Source organism: Streptomyces sp. ME02-8801-2C, assembly GCF_033793965.1.
Lineage (GTDB): Bacteria > Actinomycetota > Actinomycetes > Streptomycetales > Streptomycetaceae > Streptomyces.
Map to the genome: position 1 here is coordinate 290125 of NZ_JARAXP010000003.1, position 15768 is coordinate 305892.

At 69.7% G+C, this 15768-nt stretch carries 14 protein-coding genes; 4 read left to right on the plus strand and 10 right to left on the minus strand.

The genetic code is table 11. The features are described from left to right. Positions 1-62: 62 nt before the first annotated feature. The 10 genes from aspA to PV396_RS10415 form a co-directional block, all read right to left on the minus strand. Entirely contained in the window at positions 63-1490 is a 1428-nt protein-coding gene (gene aspA / locus PV396_RS10370; protein WP_319202836.1) for an aspartate ammonia-lyase, read from the minus strand. A gap of 146 nt (positions 1491-1636) precedes the next feature. Further along, positions 1637-2656 carry an asparaginase gene (locus PV396_RS10375; RefSeq protein ID WP_319204045.1) on the minus strand — a complete coding sequence of 340 codons (1020 nt, stop codon included), beginning with the start codon at positions 2654-2656 and terminating at the stop codon, positions 1637-1639. Positions 2657-2706: 50 nt separating this feature from the next. Next, positions 2707-4212: an amino acid permease gene (locus tag PV396_RS10380; protein ID WP_319202838.1), complete on the minus strand. Its 1506-nt coding sequence runs from the start codon at positions 4210-4212 to the stop codon at positions 2707-2709. Continuing rightward, entirely contained in the window at positions 4209-4964 is a 756-nt protein-coding gene (locus PV396_RS10385) for a FadR/GntR family transcriptional regulator (RefSeq protein ID WP_319202840.1), read from the minus strand. Before PV396_RS10385 ends, PV396_RS10380 begins: the two co-directional genes overlap by 4 nt. Positions 4965-5225: 261 nt before the next feature. After that, the gene (locus tag PV396_RS10390) at positions 5226-6059 is read right to left on the minus strand and encodes an undecaprenyl-diphosphate phosphatase (RefSeq protein WP_319202842.1); all 834 of its coding nucleotides are present in this window, start codon (positions 6057-6059) and stop codon (positions 5226-5228) included. An 81-nt stretch (positions 6060-6140) separates the two neighbouring features. After that, positions 6141-6497: a fluoride efflux transporter CrcB gene (gene crcB / locus PV396_RS10395; protein WP_319202844.1), complete on the minus strand. Its 357-nt coding sequence runs from the start codon at positions 6495-6497 to the stop codon at positions 6141-6143. Further along, on the minus strand, positions 6494-6877 hold the full coding sequence (locus PV396_RS10400) for a DUF190 domain-containing protein (RefSeq protein ID WP_319202847.1): 384 nt from the start codon (positions 6875-6877) through the stop codon (positions 6494-6496). Before PV396_RS10400 ends, crcB (PV396_RS10395) begins: the two co-directional genes overlap by 4 nt. After that, positions 6874-7332, minus strand: a complete 459-nt coding sequence (crcB, locus tag PV396_RS10405; protein ID WP_319202849.1) for a fluoride efflux transporter CrcB — start codon at positions 7330-7332, stop codon at positions 6874-6876. The genes PV396_RS10400 and crcB (PV396_RS10405) overlap by 4 nt, the downstream gene beginning before the upstream one ends. 263 nt (positions 7333-7595) lie before the next feature. Then, the gene (locus PV396_RS10410; RefSeq protein WP_319202851.1) at positions 7596-9167 is read right to left on the minus strand and encodes a glycosyl hydrolase 53 family protein; all 1572 of its coding nucleotides are present in this window, start codon (positions 9165-9167) and stop codon (positions 7596-7598) included. Positions 9168-9322: 155 nt separating this feature from the next. Beyond that, positions 9323-11344 (minus strand): beta-galactosidase, encoded by a 2022-nt coding sequence (locus PV396_RS10415; protein WP_319202853.1) that lies wholly within the window; start codon positions 11342-11344, stop codon positions 9323-9325. Positions 11345-11546: 202 nt separating this feature from the next. Here PV396_RS10415 and PV396_RS10420 point away from each other — a divergent pair, with 202 nt between their 5' ends. From PV396_RS10420 to PV396_RS10435, 4 genes are read left to right on the plus strand one after another with little or no spacing between them, the layout of a single operon-like run. After that, positions 11547-12863 carry an ABC transporter substrate-binding protein gene (locus tag PV396_RS10420; RefSeq protein WP_319202855.1) on the plus strand — a complete coding sequence of 439 codons (1317 nt, stop codon included), beginning with the start codon at positions 11547-11549 and terminating at the stop codon, positions 12861-12863. Continuing rightward, positions 12860-13783 carry a sugar ABC transporter permease gene (locus PV396_RS10425; RefSeq protein ID WP_319202857.1) on the plus strand — a complete coding sequence of 308 codons (924 nt, stop codon included), beginning with the start codon at positions 12860-12862 and terminating at the stop codon, positions 13781-13783. Before PV396_RS10420 ends, PV396_RS10425 begins: the two co-directional genes overlap by 4 nt. Beyond that, positions 13780-14685 (plus strand): carbohydrate ABC transporter permease, encoded by a 906-nt coding sequence (locus PV396_RS10430; RefSeq protein ID WP_319202859.1) that lies wholly within the window; start codon positions 13780-13782, stop codon positions 14683-14685. The genes PV396_RS10425 and PV396_RS10430 overlap by 4 nt, the downstream gene beginning before the upstream one ends. Then, complete coding sequence (locus PV396_RS10435) at positions 14682-15713, plus strand: LacI family DNA-binding transcriptional regulator (protein WP_319202861.1); 1032 nt, start codon at positions 14682-14684, stop codon at positions 15711-15713. The genes PV396_RS10430 and PV396_RS10435 overlap by 4 nt, the downstream gene beginning before the upstream one ends. Positions 15714-15768 lie beyond the last annotated feature (55 nt).

Below are 15768 nucleotides of genomic sequence, written 5' to 3' on the forward strand. Positions count from 1 at the left end.
GGGGGGCTTGTCGCGCCCACGCGGCGGAGCCGCGCGATGTCACAGCCCCGCGCCCCGGCCGCTTACCTTGTGACGCCCGTACCCGCCACGATCTCCGGGCGGAGCAGGTGCGCGAGTCGTTCGGCGGGCAACAGGCCCTTCTCCAGGACGAGTTCGGCGACGCCCCGGCCGCTGACGAGGGCTTCCTTGGCGATGTCGGTGGCAGCCGTGTACCCGATGTGCGGGTTGAGGGCGGTGACCAGGCCGATGGAGTTCTCCACGCTCGCGCGCAGGGCCTCGGTGTTGGCGGTGATGCCGTCGACGCAGCGTTCGGCGAGGGTGAGGCAGGCGGAGCGCAGATGGGTGATGGACTCCGAGAGGGAGTGCAGGATGATCGGCTCGAACGCGTTGAGCTGGAGCTGGCCGGCCTCGGCGGCCATGGTGATGGTGACGTCGTTGCCGATCACCTCGAAGGCGACCTGGTTGACGACCTCGGGGATGACCGGGTTGACCTTGCCGGGCATGATCGACGAACCGGCCTGCACCGGCGGCAGGTTGATCTCACCGAGGCCGGCGCGCGGCCCGGAGGACAGCAGCCGCAGGTCGTTGCAGCTCTTGGAGAGCTTGACCGCGACGCGCTTCAGCACCCCCGACATCTGGACGAACGCCCCGCAGTCCTGGGTCGCTTCGACCAGGTTGGCGGCCGTGACGAGCGGCAGGCCGGTGATGGCGGAGAGGTGCCGGCGGGCCGACTCCGCGTATCCGGCGGGGGCGTTGAGGCCCGTACCGATGGCGGTGGCGCCGAGGTTGATCTCGTGGATCAGCAGGGCCGCCTCCGCGAGCCGGCTGCGGTCCTCCTCGATCATCACGGCGTACGCCGAGAACTCCTGCCCGAGCGTCATCGGCACCGCGTCCTGGAGCTGGGTGCGGCCCATCTTCAGCACGTCGTGGAACTCGGCGGCCTTGCGGGCGAAGGAGTCCTGGAGCACGGCCATCGCCTTGAGCAGTTCCCGTACCGCGAAGACGGTCGCGACCTTGACGGCGGTCGGGTAGACGTCGTTGGTGGACTGCCCGAGGTTGACGTCCTCGTTGGGGTGCAGGTACTCGTACTGGCCCTTGGCGTGGCCCAGCAGCTCCAACGCCCGGTTGGCGACGACCTCGTTGGCGTTCATGTTGGTCGAGGTGCCGGCCCCGCCCTGTACGACGTCCACCACGAACTGGTCGTGCAGCCTGCCGCCCCGGATCTCCTGGCAGGCGGCGACGATGGCGGCGGCCTTCTTCGGGGCGAGGAGGCCGAGTTCCTCGTTGGCGAGGGCGGCGGCCTCCTTGACGGCGGCGAGGGCGTCTATGAGGTGCGGGTAGGCGGAGATGGTCATGCCCGTGATGGGGAAGTTCTCCGTGGCACGCAGGGTGTGGACACCCCAGTAGGCGTCGGCGGGGACGTCACGGTCGCCGAGCAGATCGTGTTCGCTGCGGACTGCGGCGGCGCTGCGCTGGGCTGCTGCGGTCATGGTGGGGCGGGCCTCTTTCGGTGGTTGGCGCGGATGGAGGTGGGGAGAGTTCGGGTCTGCGGGCGAACTCCCGTGGTTCGCCTGGAGCAAGGCCCCGCGCCCGCCGGGCCATGGCTCACGTCCGAGTGGGTTCTACGGATGCGGTCTCAGGTGTACGTCGGGCCCGCCGGAAGCGGGTCCAGGGCGCGGACCGGGCGGATGCTGCCGACCGGTTCGCCGCCGCCGAGCAGCGGTTCGCCCGCGAACTCGGTGAGCACCGCCGGGTCGACGCCGGCCCGCGCGAGTGCCGCCGCCGTGACCGGGACGCGGGCCCGGTTCGCGCCGTCGGCGATCTTCACCGCGACGGCGCGGCCGTCCGGCAGGGCCGCGACCTGGACGCCCTCGAAGCCGTCCTTGCTGAGCAGTCCGGGTACGGCCCGCATCAGCGCGGCCACGTCCCGGCCCGAGCCGGAGGCCATCTCGGCGTGGTCGCGCATGGCGTCGGCGACCAGCGCCTCCGGAGTGTCCGGGGCGGCGGTGGTGATCCGGGCCGCGGCGCGGGCCAGGCCGTGCAGCGAGATGGAGAAGAGGGGTGCGCCGCAGCCGTCGACGGTCACCCGGGCGATGCGCTGGCCGGTGAGGTCCTCGACGATCTCGGCGATCGCCTGCTGGAGGGGGTGGCCGGGGTCGAGGTAGGTGTCGAGGGGCCAGCCGTTGAGCTTGCAGGTGTAGAGCATGGCCGCGTGCTTGCCGGAGCAGTTCTGGGCGAGGCGGGAGGGCAGTCGGCCCTCGCGTATCCAGGCGTCCCGGACGACCGGGTCGAACGGCAGGTCCGTCACATTGCGCAGGTCGTCGTCGCCGAGGCCGGCCAGCTCCAGGATGCGACGGGAGCCGGCCAGGTGGCGTTCCTCGCCGGAGTGGCTGGCGGCGGCCAGGGAGAGCAGTTCGCCGTCGAGGGGCAGGCCCGCCCTGAGCATGGCCACGGCCTGGACCGGCTTCAGGGCGGAGCGCGGGTAGAAGGCCGCCTCGATGTCACCCACCTGGAGCTCCACCTGGCCGTCGGCGCCGAGGACGACGACGGACCCGTAGTGGACGCCCTCGATGACCCCGCCGCGTACGAGGTGCGCGACGGGTGAGTGGAGGGGTTCGCGGATCGTGGGAGCGTCCGCGAGAGAACTGCCGTACATGGCTGCCTGCACTGCTTCCTGCATGACTGCATCGTGCATCACTGCGTGGTTCACGCGTCGGCTCCGGCCGACCCGGTGGAGGTGGAGGACCCGGACCCGGGTTCTCCGGCCGCTTCGGCGGCCTTGCGGGCCACCTGGGCGCGGACGCCGTACCAGCCCGCGACCAGTGCCGCGGCGATCAGCGGGAGACACAGCACGGTGGTGCGGCCGGCGCCGCCGTCGGCGTACATCAGGACGAGGACGGAGGCGAGGAAGGCCAGCGTCACGAGCTCGGTCCACGGGGAGCCGGGGAGCCGGTAGCTCGGGCGGGTCAGCTCGCCGTTCTCGGTCTTCCGCCAGAACACCAGGTGGCAGACCATGATCATGCCCCAGGTGGCGAGGATGCCGATCGCGGCGAAGTTCAGCACGATCTCGAACGCGTCTGCGGGGACGACGAAGTTGAGGCCGACGCCGAGTACGCAGAAGCCGCTGGTGAGCAGGATGCCGCCGTACGGGACCTGGCTGCGGCTCATGTTGCCGGTGAACTTCGGCGCGGAACCGGCCATCGCCATCGAGCGCAGGATGCGGCCGGTGGAGTACAGGCCCGAGTTGAGCGACGACATGGCCGCCGTGAGGACGACCAGGTTCATTACGCCGCCGGCCGCCGGGATGCCGATGTTGGACAGGACGGTCACGAAGGGGCTCTCGCCCGACGTGTACTTGTTCCACGGCAGCAGCATCGACAGGAGGAGCACCGAGCCGACGTAGAAGAGGCCCACGCGCCACATGATCGAGTTGATCGCCTTCGGCATGATCTTCTCGGGGTTCTCGGTCTCGCCCGCCGCGACACCGACCAGTTCGACGGAGGCGTAGGCGAAGACGACGCCCTGGATGATCAGCAGCATGGGCAGCAGACCGTTGGGGAAGACGCCGCCGTTGTCGGTGATCAGGGACGGGCCGGGGGTGGTGCCGTCGACCTCGTGCTGGGTGACCAGCAGGAAGATGCCGATCAGCATGAAGACGACGAGGGCGCTGACCTTGATGATCGCGAACCAGAACTCCAGTTCGCCGAACATCCTCACCGAGATCAGGTTCACGGTGAGGACGACCGCCAGGGCGATCAGCGCGAGCACCCACTGCGGGATGTCGGAGAACAGGCCCCAGTAGTGGGTGTAGAGGGCCACCGCGGTGATGTCGGCGATGCCGGTGGTGGCCCAGTTCAGGAAGTACATCCAGCCTGCGACGTAGGCGCCCTTCTCGCCCAGGAACTCACGGGCGTACGACACGAAGGCGCCGGACGAGGGCCGGTACAGGACGAGTTCGCCCAGGGCCCGCACCACGAGGAAGGCGAAGACGCCGCAGACCGCGTAGGCGATGAAGAGGGACGGGCCGGCGTCGGCCAGCCGGCCGCCGGCGCCGAGGAACAGGCCGGTGCCGATGGCACCGCCGATGGCGATCATGTTGACGTGCCGGGACTTCAGCGACTTGCTGTAGCCCGCGTCACCGGCGTCCACGTGCACGGCCTTCTGCTGCGCCGTACCGTTCGCCGGCCCGTCCTGGAGGGATTGCTCGCTCACGCCTCGGGTCCGCCTTCCGTGGATGGTTCTGTGGGGGTTTCTGTGGGGGCATCCGTGTGCGCGGCGCGCACGATGTCGGTGAGGGTCGTGGAGACCCGCTCGAGGTGGTGGGACATGGCCGCCACCGCGTCCTGCTCGCTGCGGTCGATCAGCGCCTCGACGATCGCCCGGTGCTCACGGTTGGACTGCTCGCGCCGACCGCCCAGCTCGTTGAGGAAGGCCGACTGACGGGCCAGCGCGTCCCGGATCTCCTCGATCACCCGGCGGAACACCGGGTTCTGGGCGGCCTGCGCCACGGCCAGATGGAAGAGGGTGTCCATGGCGACCCACGCGGTGGTGTCGGTCTCGTGCTCCATGCGCTCCAGCAGGTGCGCGAGGTGGTCGAGGTCCTCGGGTGTCCGCCGTACGGCCGCGTAGCCGGCGACCGGGATCTCGACGTGCCGGCGGACTTCGAGGAGGTCGCTGGCCGCGTAGTCGCCGAAGGTGGGGTCCTCGACGGTGCTGGACACGACGAAGGTGCCCTTGCCGGTCCGGGAGACGGTCAGGCCCATGGTCTGCAGGGCCCGCAGGGCCTCCCGCAGCACGGGCCGGCTCACCTCCAGGCGCCGGCACAGCTCGGCCTCGGAGGGGAGCTTGTCCCCCACGGCGTAATCTCCGCGCTCGATGGCGCTGCGCAGATGACCGAGGACCGCTTCCATCGCGCTGACGCGCCGCGGCACCGAGCCACCTGTCTGGCTGTCTGACAGGTTCACGGAGGTGATCCTGCGGGTGCGGGACGACCCTGTCAAGGGGTGTGGGTGGCGAAGAAGCGGGTTCGACGCCCTTGCGCGTGGCGCCGGACCGGCTCGGCGTCGCGCCTCACCGGCGAGCGCCCGCCACGCGGCTGTGGTCCCGGGCGGGCGCCTGGCGGTCCCACCTGACCGCCGCCCCGCACGGCGCCCGCCCGGCCTGCGGGCGGACAACCCCGACCGGCTGGAACAACCGGCCTGAGCTGTGCAAACGCCAGTGGTCGCTCAGTTCAGTACGCCCGCGCCCAGCAGCCCGAAGAGCAGCACGCCCACGACGATCCGGTAGATCACGAACGCGTTGAAGGAGTGCTTCGCGACGAACTTCAGCAGCCACGCGATGGAGCCGTAGGCGACGACGAAGGACACCGCCGTGCCGACGGCGAGCGGCGCGGCCCCCACTCCCGCGCCCAGGGCGTCCTTCAGCTCGTACAGCCCGGCGCCGGTCAGGGCGGGGATGCCCAGGAAGAAGGAGAGACGGGTGGCGGCGACCCGGTCGAGGTCCAGGATCAGGGCGGTGGACATGGTGGCGCCGGAGCGGGAGAAACCGGGGAAGAGAAGGGCCAGGATCTGCGAACTGCCCACCAGCATCGCGTCCTTGAACGACGTGTCGTCCTCGCCGCGCTTGTGCCGGCCCATCTGGTCCGCGGCCCACATCACGCCGCTTCCGACGATCAGCGAGGCGGCGACCACCCACAGCGAGGCCAGCGGGCCCTCGATCAGCGGCTTGGCGGCGAGACCCACGAGGACGATCGGGATGGTCGCGTAGATGACCCACCAGGCGAACTTGTAGTCGTGGTGATGGCGCTCGTCGCGGTTTCGCAGGCCCCTCCCCCACGCGGAGACGATCCGCACGATGTCCTTGAAGAAGTACACGAGCACGGCGGCGATCGCGCCGACCTGGATGACGGCCGAGAACCCGACCACGGCGTTGTCGTCGACGGGGATGTGCATCAACCCCTCGGTGATCTTCAGATGGCCGGTGGAGGAGACCGGCAGGAACTCGGTCACCCCCTCGACGGCTCCGAGGACGACGGCCTGACCGACGGAGATGGCGCTCATGGAATCCAGTTCTGCTGGAGAGGTACGGGCAGCGGCGGGGTCAGTCCTACTACACGCCGACAAGGCCAGAACGCCCCTCACCTACAGCGCCGCGCCCACCCACACCCCCGCGAAAGCGGCCCCGAGACCGGCCAGGACACTCACCATGACGTTGGCGACGGCGAACAGTCCGGCCCCGTCCTCGGCCAGTCGCAGCGTCTCGTACGAGAAGGTCGAGTACGTGGTCAGCGCGCCGCACAGGCCCGTACCCAGGAGCAGTTGGAGGTTCGGGCCCGGCGCGGCGCCGGCGAGCAGGCCGAGGATCAGGCAGCCGGTGACGTTGACGGCGAGGGTGCCCCAGGGGAAGACCGTGTCGTGGCGGGACTGGACGACCCTGTCGGTGAGATAGCGGAGGGGTGCGCCGACCATTCCGCCCGCGATCACGAGCAGCCAGTTCACAACGACTTCTTACCCTTCTCGTCCGTTTCGCCGGGTTTCCCTCCGGCGCGGCCGACATACCGGATGACCTCACACTCGTCGAGGATCACCAGGCCCTCGGTGACGAGTTCGTCCAGCTGCGGCAGGAAGGACCGTACGTGTTCCTCGGTGTCGACAATGACGATCGCGACCGGGAGGTCCTCGCTGAGGGAAAGCAGGCGGGAGGTGTGGATGAGGGAAGACGCGCCGAAGCCCTCGATGCCGCGGAAGACGCTCGCCCCCGCGAGGCCGGCGGCGCGGGCGCGGTGGACGATCTCCGAGTAGAGCGGTCGGTGGTGCCAGGTGTCGTGCTCGCCGACGAGGACGGTCACCCGCAGGGCGCTGCCGGTCAGCCTGGTCATCGTCGCCTCCGCTTCAGGATCCGGCGGGTCGCGGTCGCCGCGAGGGTCACGGCGGTGAGCGCCGCGAGCAGGGTCGCGGCGAGGTAGGCGAGGCCGGTGCCGGGGTGGCCGTGGTCGACCAGTTTCTGGATGTCGACGGCGTACGTCGAGAAGGTGGTGAAGCCGCCGAGGACACCGGTGCCGAAGAACGGGCGTACGAGGCGGTGGGCGGCCCAGATCTCCGTGATGACCACCATGAACACGCCGATCACGGCGCAGCCGACGACATTGGTCCAGAAGGTGGTCCAGGGGAAGCCGCCGGTGTGGGCGGGCCAGGCGAGGGAGGCCGCGTAACGGGCACTGGCACCGATCGCGCCGCCGATCGCGACCACCGCGACGACGGGCGCCTGCCCCCGCAGGACGGACGGGCGTGGTGGCGCGGCGACGGTCCCGGTCCGGATGTCGGGGGCTGTCATGGTCGTACGTCTCCTACTCGCCGGCGCCGCGAGGTGCGGGCGCGCCCCTGTGCGCAAGTAGGGACCGTTGGCGGCGGTGCTGCCGCGGTTCGGGTACGGCGGGCCCCACCGCCGCGCCACGAGCGGGGATCGTGGCCGGTCACCAGCGTAACGCCGGGGGTGCGTGGGCCGCACGCCGCCCGACCGGCACTCACGAGCCGGCGGACAAGCCATGGACGGGGCCCGGCCACCCCTCGGGCGGCCGGGCCTGTGTCACCTCGGGCTCAGCGGTGGCTGAACCAGGTCATCGCGGGGAGGGCCCTGTCGTCGTAGCCGAACAGTGCCTGGTTCTCCCAGCCGTTGCCTGAGGCGGCGTCCGTGGGGTCCCAGCCGTTGCCGTTGACCGCGGTCCAGGTCGCCTCCCAGTAGAAGACGCCGAGTCCGCGGCCGTTCGGAACGGCCTCCACGATGTTGAGGATGTCCCGGAACCAGGCCGACTGCCCGGCCGTGGACGCCGGGTAGCCGGAGACCAGTTCACCGGTCGTGTCGATGATGTTCTCGTGCGAGTCCTTGCTGTCGAGGCGGAAGGGGTAGGCGGTCTCGGCGACGAACACCGGCTTGCCGTAGCGGGCGGCCGCGTCGTCCAGGGTGGTCTGGAAGTCGTAGAGCGAACCGTGCCAGTAGCCGTAGTAGGACAGGCCGATGGCGTCGAACTTCACCCCGTTGGAGACCGCGCTGTCGAACCACCAGCGGGTGCCCGAGAGGTCCCCGCCCTTGGCCAGGTGCAGCGCCACGGTCGTACCGGAGTTGACCGCCTTGACCGCGTTGTAGCCGGAGTTGAGCAGCCCGGCGAGCTGCGACCAGTTGTCGGTCGAGCCCTCGGACCACAGCATGCCGCCGTTGATCTCGTTGCCGACCTGGACCATGTCGGCGGTGGTGCCCTGGGACTTGAGGGCGTTGAGCACGTCGTACGTGTGGTTGTAGACGTCCGTCTTCAGCTGGCTGTACGAGTGTCCGGCCCACGCGGACGGCTTGGACTGGGCGCCCGGGTCGGCCCAGATGTCCGAGTAGTGGAAGTCGACCAGCAGCTTCATGCCCTGCGCCTTGATGCGCTTGGCGATGGCGAGCACGCGTGCCTTGTTGTTGTAGCCGTCGGCCGGGTTGACCCAGACCTTGACGCGCGCGTAGTTCATGCCGGAGTTCTTCAGGACCGTGAGCGCGTCCGTCGTCGCGCCAGAGCCGGTCTTGTAAGTGCCACCCAGCGCCTCGCTCTTGGGGAGGGAGGAGATGTCGGCGCCCTTGACGGGCACGCCGCCCGTGCCGGAGGCGAAGGTCAGGTCGTCGACGTTGATCCAGTTGCCCGCGTTGGCATCGGAGTTGACGCTGATCGTGCACTGGTTGTTCGTCACCGCGATGGGCACGACGATCCGGATCCACCCGCTCGCGGAGACGGGCAGGTCGGTGCGCTGCTCGGCGCTGCCGCAGTTCTTCAGCGCTATGTAGGCCGACTTCTGGCCGCCGCCCGAGCGCACCCACGCGGTGAGCTTGTAGTTGCCGTTGGTCAGCCCGGACAGGTACTGGTAGGTCTCCACCTTGTAGGCGGCGGCGGAGTAGTGGGACAGGCGGTAACTCCCGCCGTGGCCACCGGACTCCACGTACGAGGCACCCGTGTCGCCGTACTCCGACCAGCCGTTGGGTGTCGCCACGCCCGAACCGTCGGCCTCGAAGCCGCCGTTGGTGAGGGTGCTCGCCGCCTGCGCGGAGGTGGCGGGGAGGGCGGTGAGGGCGAGGCCCGCTGCGAGCGGGAGCAGCAGGGCCCTGAGTGCGCGCCTGGGTGTGCGTCTGGGATGGAACATCGTCGTCCGTCGTCCCTTCGACGTGATGGGGTGGGGGTGTCCCTCCTGAGGGGCGGGAGGGGACCCCCTCCGCCCGCGGCTCTCGTGGCACGCACGGGCGGAGGGGAACTTGCGGCTCAGCCGTCGAACTCGGCTGTCGAACTCGGCCGTCGGAGTCAGTCGTCGAGTCGTACGACCCGGACGGCACCGGCGGGCAGCGCGAGGCGGCCCGCGGCTCGTTCGCCGGTCAGCAGTTCGGTGCCCGGGGCCTCCAGGGGCACCTTGGCGTCCGACGCGGTGTGGTTGACGGCGAACAGGTAGGTGCCCGACTCGCCGGTGCGGCGGACGAGTTCGACGTCGCGCGGCAGTTCGGCGCGGGGTGCGAGGTCGGCGTCCTCGGTGGCCCAGCCGAGCAGGGCGTCCAGGCCGTGCGCGTCGAGGCGCGTCGAGACATACCAGGCGGTGCCCTCGCCGAGGCGGTGACGGGTGACGGCCGGGTGCTCGGCGGCGAGTCCGTCTGCGTACGTCCACACGGTCTCGGCGCCACGCGGGACGACGAACTCGGTCCATACGTCACCGGTCAGCTCGGAGCCGTCGGGGCCGGTGATGCGTACGGCCTCGCCCTGGAGGAGCGGTGAGAACTCCTCGACGGTCAGGCCGAGTACGTCGCGCAGGGCGCCCGGGTAGGGGCCCGCGTGCACGGCGTCGTGTTCGTCGACGATCCCGGAGAAGTAGGAGACGACGAGGGTGCCGCCGTTCTCGACGTACTCCCTGAGGTTGTTCCCGGCTGCCTCCGTCATCAGGTACAGCGCGGGAACGACGACAAGGGGATAGGCCGACAAGTCGGCTTCCGGGTGGGCGAAGTCGACCGTGAGGTGGCGGTCGTACAGGGCCTCGTAGAAGGCGTCGGCGCGTTCGCGCGCGTCGTGGTCCTCGCTGGGGCGCCAGTCGAGGTTCTGCGCCCACCAGGAGTGCCAGTCCCACAGGACGGCGACGTCGGCGACCGTGCGCGTGCCGCGAATCGACGCCAACGAGTCGAGGGACGCGCCGAGTTCGACGACCTCGCGCCAGACGCGGGTCTCCGTGCCGCCGTGCGGGAGCATCGCCGAGTGGAACTTCTCGGCGCCGCGCCGCGACTGGCGCCACTGGAAGAACATCGCGCCCTCGGAGCCCCGGGCCACATGGGCGAGGGAGTTGCGGGCCATCTGGCCCGGCGCCTTCGCGGGGTTGCGGGGCTGCCAGTTGATGCCCGAGGTGGAGTGCTCGAGGAGGATCCAGGGGGCGCCGCCGCCGACGGAGCGGGTGAGGTCGGCGGCCATGGCCAGGTTGACGTGGGTGCGGCGGCCGTCGGTGATCAGGTAGTGGTCGTTGGTGACGATGTCGACCTCGCGGCCCCAGGCCCAGTAGTCGACGGAGTCGCACTGGCTGAGCGCGGTCATGAAGTTGGTGGTGACCGGGATGCCGGGCGACAGGCGGTGCAGGATGTCCCGCTCCGCCACGAAGTTCTCGCGCATGGTGGCGTCGGCGAACCGCTTGTAGTCCAGCGCCTGGCCGGGGTTGCCGACCGTGGGTGCGGTGCGCGGCGGGTTGATCTGCTCGAAGCCCGCGTACCGCTGGCCCCAGAAGGTGGTTCCCCAGGCCTCGTTGACCGCGCCGACGGTGTCGTACGTCGTCTCCAGCCAGCGGCGGAAGTGGGCGGCGCAGGAGTCGCAGTAGCAGGCGGAGACGGGGACACCGTACTCGTTGTGCACGTGCCACATGGCGAGCGCCGGGTGGGCGCCGAAGCGCTCGGCGAGTTTTGTGGTGATGTTCGCGGCGGCGGCGCGGTAGTCGGCGTTGCTGTGACAGATCGCCGCGCGGGAGCCGAACTCGTAGCGCACACCGTCGGGGGTGACCGGCAGCGCGTCCGGGTGTGCCCGGTAGAACCAGGCCGGCGGGGCCACGGTGGGCGTTCCGAGGTCGGCGCCGATGCCGTTCTCGTGCAGCAGGTCGAGCAGACGGTCCAGCCAGCCGAAGTCGTACGCACCGGGTGCCGTCTCCAGCAGGGCCCACGAGAAAATCCCGACGCTGACCATCGTGACGCCGGCCTCGCGCATCAGCCGGACGTCTTCCTGCCAGACGGATTCCGGCCACTGCTCGGGGTTGTAGTCCCCGCCGAAGGCCAGCCTCGTGAGGCCCGTGGGGGTGGTCTCCGGCATGGAATGTCTCCCGGTTGATTCGGTCACTTCGGAACATTGTGGGAACGTGCACACACAGCATCAGCGGTGCGTGGCCTAGATAACCGCATGGCCACAACCATTGACAAGTGTCCAGTGTGTTTCTCTACTGTGAACGCTCACAGAAGCATGGCGGGTCTTCGCAGCAGGCGAGGGCCCCACCAGGTCAGGGGAGAAACGTTCCATGCCGAACACGAAGCAGTGGCGCCTCGTGGCAACCGCGGTCGCCGTCACACTCGGCGCCACCACACTCGCCGCATGCGGGTCCGACGACGACAGCGACGCCCAGTCGGGCCCGGTGTCGCTGACGTACTGGACCTGGACGCCCGGCATGGACAAGGTCGTCGACCTCTGGAACAAGGGTCCGGGCAAGGAGCAGCAGATCACCGTCACGGTGAAGAAGCAGGCCTCCGGCGACACCCTGGTCACCAAGATCCTCACCGCGCACAAGGCCAAGAAGGCGCCCGACCTGGTGCAGGCCGAGTACCAGGCGCTGCCCACCCTGGTCAGCAACGACGCGCTCGCGGACATCTCCGGCGAGGTCGGCGACGCCGAGAAGGACTTCGCCGAGGGTGTCTGGCAGCAGACGACGCTGGGCACGGACGCGGTGTACGCGGTGCCGCAGGACATCGGGCCGATGATGTTCTACTACCGCGAGGACCTCTTCAAGCAGTACGGACTGAAGGTTCCGACCACGTGGGCCGAGTTCGCCCAGACCGCCAAGGACCTGAAGAAGAAGGCCCCGGACAAGGACCTCACCACCTTCTCCGCCAACGACTCCGGTCTCTTCGCGGGCCTCGCCCAGCAGGCCGGCGCCAAGTGGTGGACGACCTCCGGCGAGAAGTGGAAGGTCGGCATCGACGACGCGGCGACCCAGAAGGTCGCCACGTTCTGGGGCGACCTCGTCAAGGAGGACGCCATCGACAACCAGCCGATGTACACCCCGGCCTGGAACAAGGCGCTGAACACCGGCAAGCAGATCGCGTGGGTGAGCGCGGTGTGGGCGCCGGGCACGCTGACGACGGCCGCCCCGGACACCAAGGGCAAGTGGGCCATGGCGCCGCTCCCCCAGTGGTCGGCCGGCGAGGATGTGACAGGCAGTTGGGGCGGCTCCTCGACCGCCGTCACCACCGACTCGAGCCACAAGTCGGCCGCCGCGAAGTTCGCCGCCTGGCTGAACACCGACCGTGCCGCGCTGGCCGCGCTCGCCAAGGAGGGCGGGATCTACCCGGCCGCCACGGGCGCCCAGCTCAGCGGCGCGTTCGTCAAGTCGCCCGACTTCTTCTCCAACCAGGCGGACTTCTACCCCAAGGCCGCCGAGATCGCGAAGACCACGGCACCCTCCGCGTGGGGCCCGAACGTGAACGTGGCGTACACGTCGTTCAAGGACGCGTTCGCCTCGGCCGCGAAGAACAGGTCGGACTTCGGCGCCGCCCTGAAGACGATGCAGGACGCCACCGTCGCCGACCTGAAGAAGCAGGGTTTCGGAGTCGCGGAGTGACCAGCGCACGCCGGAGGCCGTACGGGGTCAGGTCGGCCCCGTACGCCTTCCTCCTCCCCGCGGTGATCCTCTTCGCCCTCTTCTTCGCGCTGCCCATCGGCTACGCGCTCTGGCTGAGCCTGCACAAGGTGAAGGTGTCCGGCCTGGGCCTCGGCGCCGGGGCGCGCAAGGAGGTGTGGGCCGGCATCGGGAACTACACCGACGCCCTCACCGACAGCGAGCTGCTGCACGGCGCGCTGCGCGTGGTCGGTTACGGCGCGATCGTGGTCCCGGTGATGCTGGGGCTCGCCCTCGTCCTCGCGCTGATGCTGGACGCGGACAAGGTGCGGTTCACCCCCTTCACCCGGCTCGCGATCTTCCTGCCGTACGCCATCCCGGGCGTCGTCGCCGCGCTGCTGTGGGGCTTCCTCTATCTGCCGGACGTCAGCCCGTTCTACTTCGTCCTCGACAAGCTGGGGCTGCCGCAGCCGGATCTGCTGGACGGCGGTCCGCTGTATCTCGCCCTCTCCAACATTGCGGTATGGGGCGGCACCGGCTTCAACATGATCGTCATCTACACCTCGCTGCGGTCCATCCCGGCCGAGGTGTACGAGGCGGCGAAGCTGGACGGCGCCACCCCGCTGCAGATCGCGCTCCGGATCAAGATCCCGATGGTGGCGCCCTCACTGGTGCTCACCTTCTTCTTCTCGATCATCGCGACGCTCCAGGTGTTCAGCGAGCCGACCACCCTCAAGCCCCTCACCAACTCCGTGTCCACGACGTGGAGTCCGCTGATGAAGGTGTACCAGGACGCCTTCGGCAAGGGTGACATCTACTCGGCCGCGGCCGAGGCGACGATCATCGCGATCGTCACGCTGGTCCTGTCGTTCGGCTTCCTGCGGGCCGCGAACTCCCGTAACAAGCAGGAGGCAGCACGATGAGTTCTCTTGCCGTGGGCAAGACGGAGGCGACGGCGGGCACCAGGCCCGGCACCGTGCGGCGCCCGCCGCTGCGCAACCGCATCGCCCTGATCCCGACGCTCACCCTGCTGCTGGGCGCCCTGTACTGCCTGCTGCCGGTCGCGTGGGTGGTGATCGCGGCCACGAAGTCGGGCAGCGAGCTGTTCTCCACGTTCACGTTCCTGCCCGGCAGCGGCTTCACGGACAACGTGCAGGAGCTGAGCGCCTACCGCGACGGCGTCTACTGGAAGTGGATGGGCAACTCGGCTCTGTACGCCGGCGTCGGCGCCCTTCTGTCGACAGCGGTCAGCGCGATCAGCGGTTACGCCCTCGCGATCTACCGCTTCCGCGGTCGGGAGGCGGTCTTCGGCGTCCTGATGGCGGGCGTGCTGATGCCGCCGGTGATCCTCGCGATCCCCCAGTACCTGCTGCTGGCGAAGGCCGACATCACGGACTCCTACGCCTCCGTACTGCTGCCGGTGGTCCTCTCCCCCTACGGCGTCTACCTCGCGCGGATCTACGCCGCCGCGGCGGTGCCCGCCGATGTGGTCGAGGCCGGGCGGATGGACGGCGCCGGCGAGTGGCGGATCTTCACGAGGGTCGCGCTCCCGATGATGATCCCGGGCCTCGTGACGGTGTTCCTGTTCCAGTTCGTCGCCGTGTGGAACAACTTCCTGCTGCCCTACATCATGCTCAGCGACGACGAGAAGTTCCCGATCACGCTGGGTCTGTTCACGCTCCTCGAGCAGGGAGCGGCCACCCCGGCCCTCTACACGCTGGTGATCACGGGCGCGTTCCTGGCGGTCCTCCCGCTCATCGCGCTCTTCCTGGTCATCCAGCGGTTCTGGAGCCTCGACCTGCTCTCCGGAGCCGTAAAGTCATGACCATGAGCAATACCGGGGGCCGGCGCAAACCGCCGACGATCCACGACGTTGCCCGCGAGGCGGGAGTGTCCCGAGGCACCGTCTCGCGTGTGCTCAACGGCGGGCACTATGTGAGCCCCACCGCCGCGGAGGCGGTGAACGCCGCTATCCGCAAAACGGGGTACGTGGTCAACCGCCACGCCCGTTCGCTCATCACCGGCCGCTCCGACTCGATCGGCTTCCTGCTGACCGAACCGCAGGAGCGGTTCTTCGAGGACCCCAACTTCAATGTCCTGCTGCGGGGTTGCACCCAGGCACTGGCGGCGCACGACATCCCGCTCCTGCTGATGCTGGCGGGCACGGAGGACGAACGGCGCCGCCTCACGCGGTACATCACCGCCGGTCATGTCGACGGGGTGCTGCTGGTCTCGAGTCACTCCGGTGACCCGGTCGCGCAGGAGCTGTGCGAGGCGGGCGTACCGCTCGTCGCGTGCGGCAAGCCCATCGGGCTCGGCTCCAAGGTGAGCTATGTGGCGGCGGACGACCGCGACGGCGCCCGTGACATGGTGCGTCATCTGTTGTCGCTGGGCCGCCGGCGTGTCGGGATGGTGACCGGTCCGCTCGACACCCCGGGCGGGGTGGAACGCCTCGCCGGCTACCGCGAGGTCCTCGCCGAGGAGGGCATCGAGTACGACGAGGCCCTCGTCGTCTCCGGCGACTACAGCCGGGCCAGCGGCGAGGCGGGCGCGGAGCAGTTGCTGGGCCGGCGCCCGGACCTGGACGCCGTGTTCGTCGCGTCCGACCTGATGGCGCAGGGGGTGCTCACGGCACTGGAACGGGCGGGACGCAGCGTCCCCGGGGACGTTTCGGTGGGCGGCTTCGACGACTCCTCGGCCGCCCTGGCCGCCCGCCCCCAGCTGACGACCATCAGACAGCCCTACGACCGGATCAGCGCCGAGATGGTCCGGGTGCTGCTCGCGCAGATCGGCGGCGAGGACCCGGCGGCGGTGATCCTGCCCACCGAGCTGATCAAGCGGGGGTCTGCCTGAGCCAGCGGTCCCGCCGCCTCCGCCCGGCGTTTTTTATGCATACGCATTAACATGG

Excerpts from the sequence above, each read along its gene's own strand:
- aspA (WP_319202836.1), bottom strand. The coding sequence starts at position 1,490 with ATGACCGCAGCAGCCCAGCGCAGCGCCGCCGCAGTCCGCAGCGAACAC.
- PV396_RS10375 (WP_319204045.1), bottom strand. The coding sequence starts at position 2,656 with ATGTACGGCAGTTCTCTCGCGGACGCTCCCACGATCCGCGAACCCCTC.
- PV396_RS10390 (WP_319202842.1), bottom strand. The coding sequence starts at position 6,059 with ATGAGCGCCATCTCCGTCGGTCAGGCCGTCGTCCTCGGAGCCGTCGAG.
- PV396_RS10400 (WP_319202847.1), bottom strand. The coding sequence starts at position 6,877 with ATGACCAGGCTGACCGGCAGCGCCCTGCGGGTGACCGTCCTCGTCGGC.
- crcB (WP_319202849.1), bottom strand. The coding sequence starts at position 7,332 with ATGACAGCCCCCGACATCCGGACCGGGACCGTCGCCGCGCCACCACGC.
- PV396_RS10410 (WP_319202851.1), bottom strand. The coding sequence starts at position 9,167 with ATGTTCCATCCCAGACGCACACCCAGGCGCGCACTCAGGGCCCTGCTG.
- PV396_RS10415 (WP_319202853.1), bottom strand. The coding sequence starts at position 11,344 with ATGCCGGAGACCACCCCCACGGGCCTCACGAGGCTGGCCTTCGGCGGG.
- PV396_RS10420 (WP_319202855.1), top strand. The coding sequence starts at position 11,547 with ATGCCGAACACGAAGCAGTGGCGCCTCGTGGCAACCGCGGTCGCCGTC.
- PV396_RS10430 (WP_319202859.1), top strand. The coding sequence starts at position 13,780 with ATGAGTTCTCTTGCCGTGGGCAAGACGGAGGCGACGGCGGGCACCAGG.
- PV396_RS10435 (WP_319202861.1), top strand. The coding sequence starts at position 14,682 with ATGACCATGAGCAATACCGGGGGCCGGCGCAAACCGCCGACGATCCAC.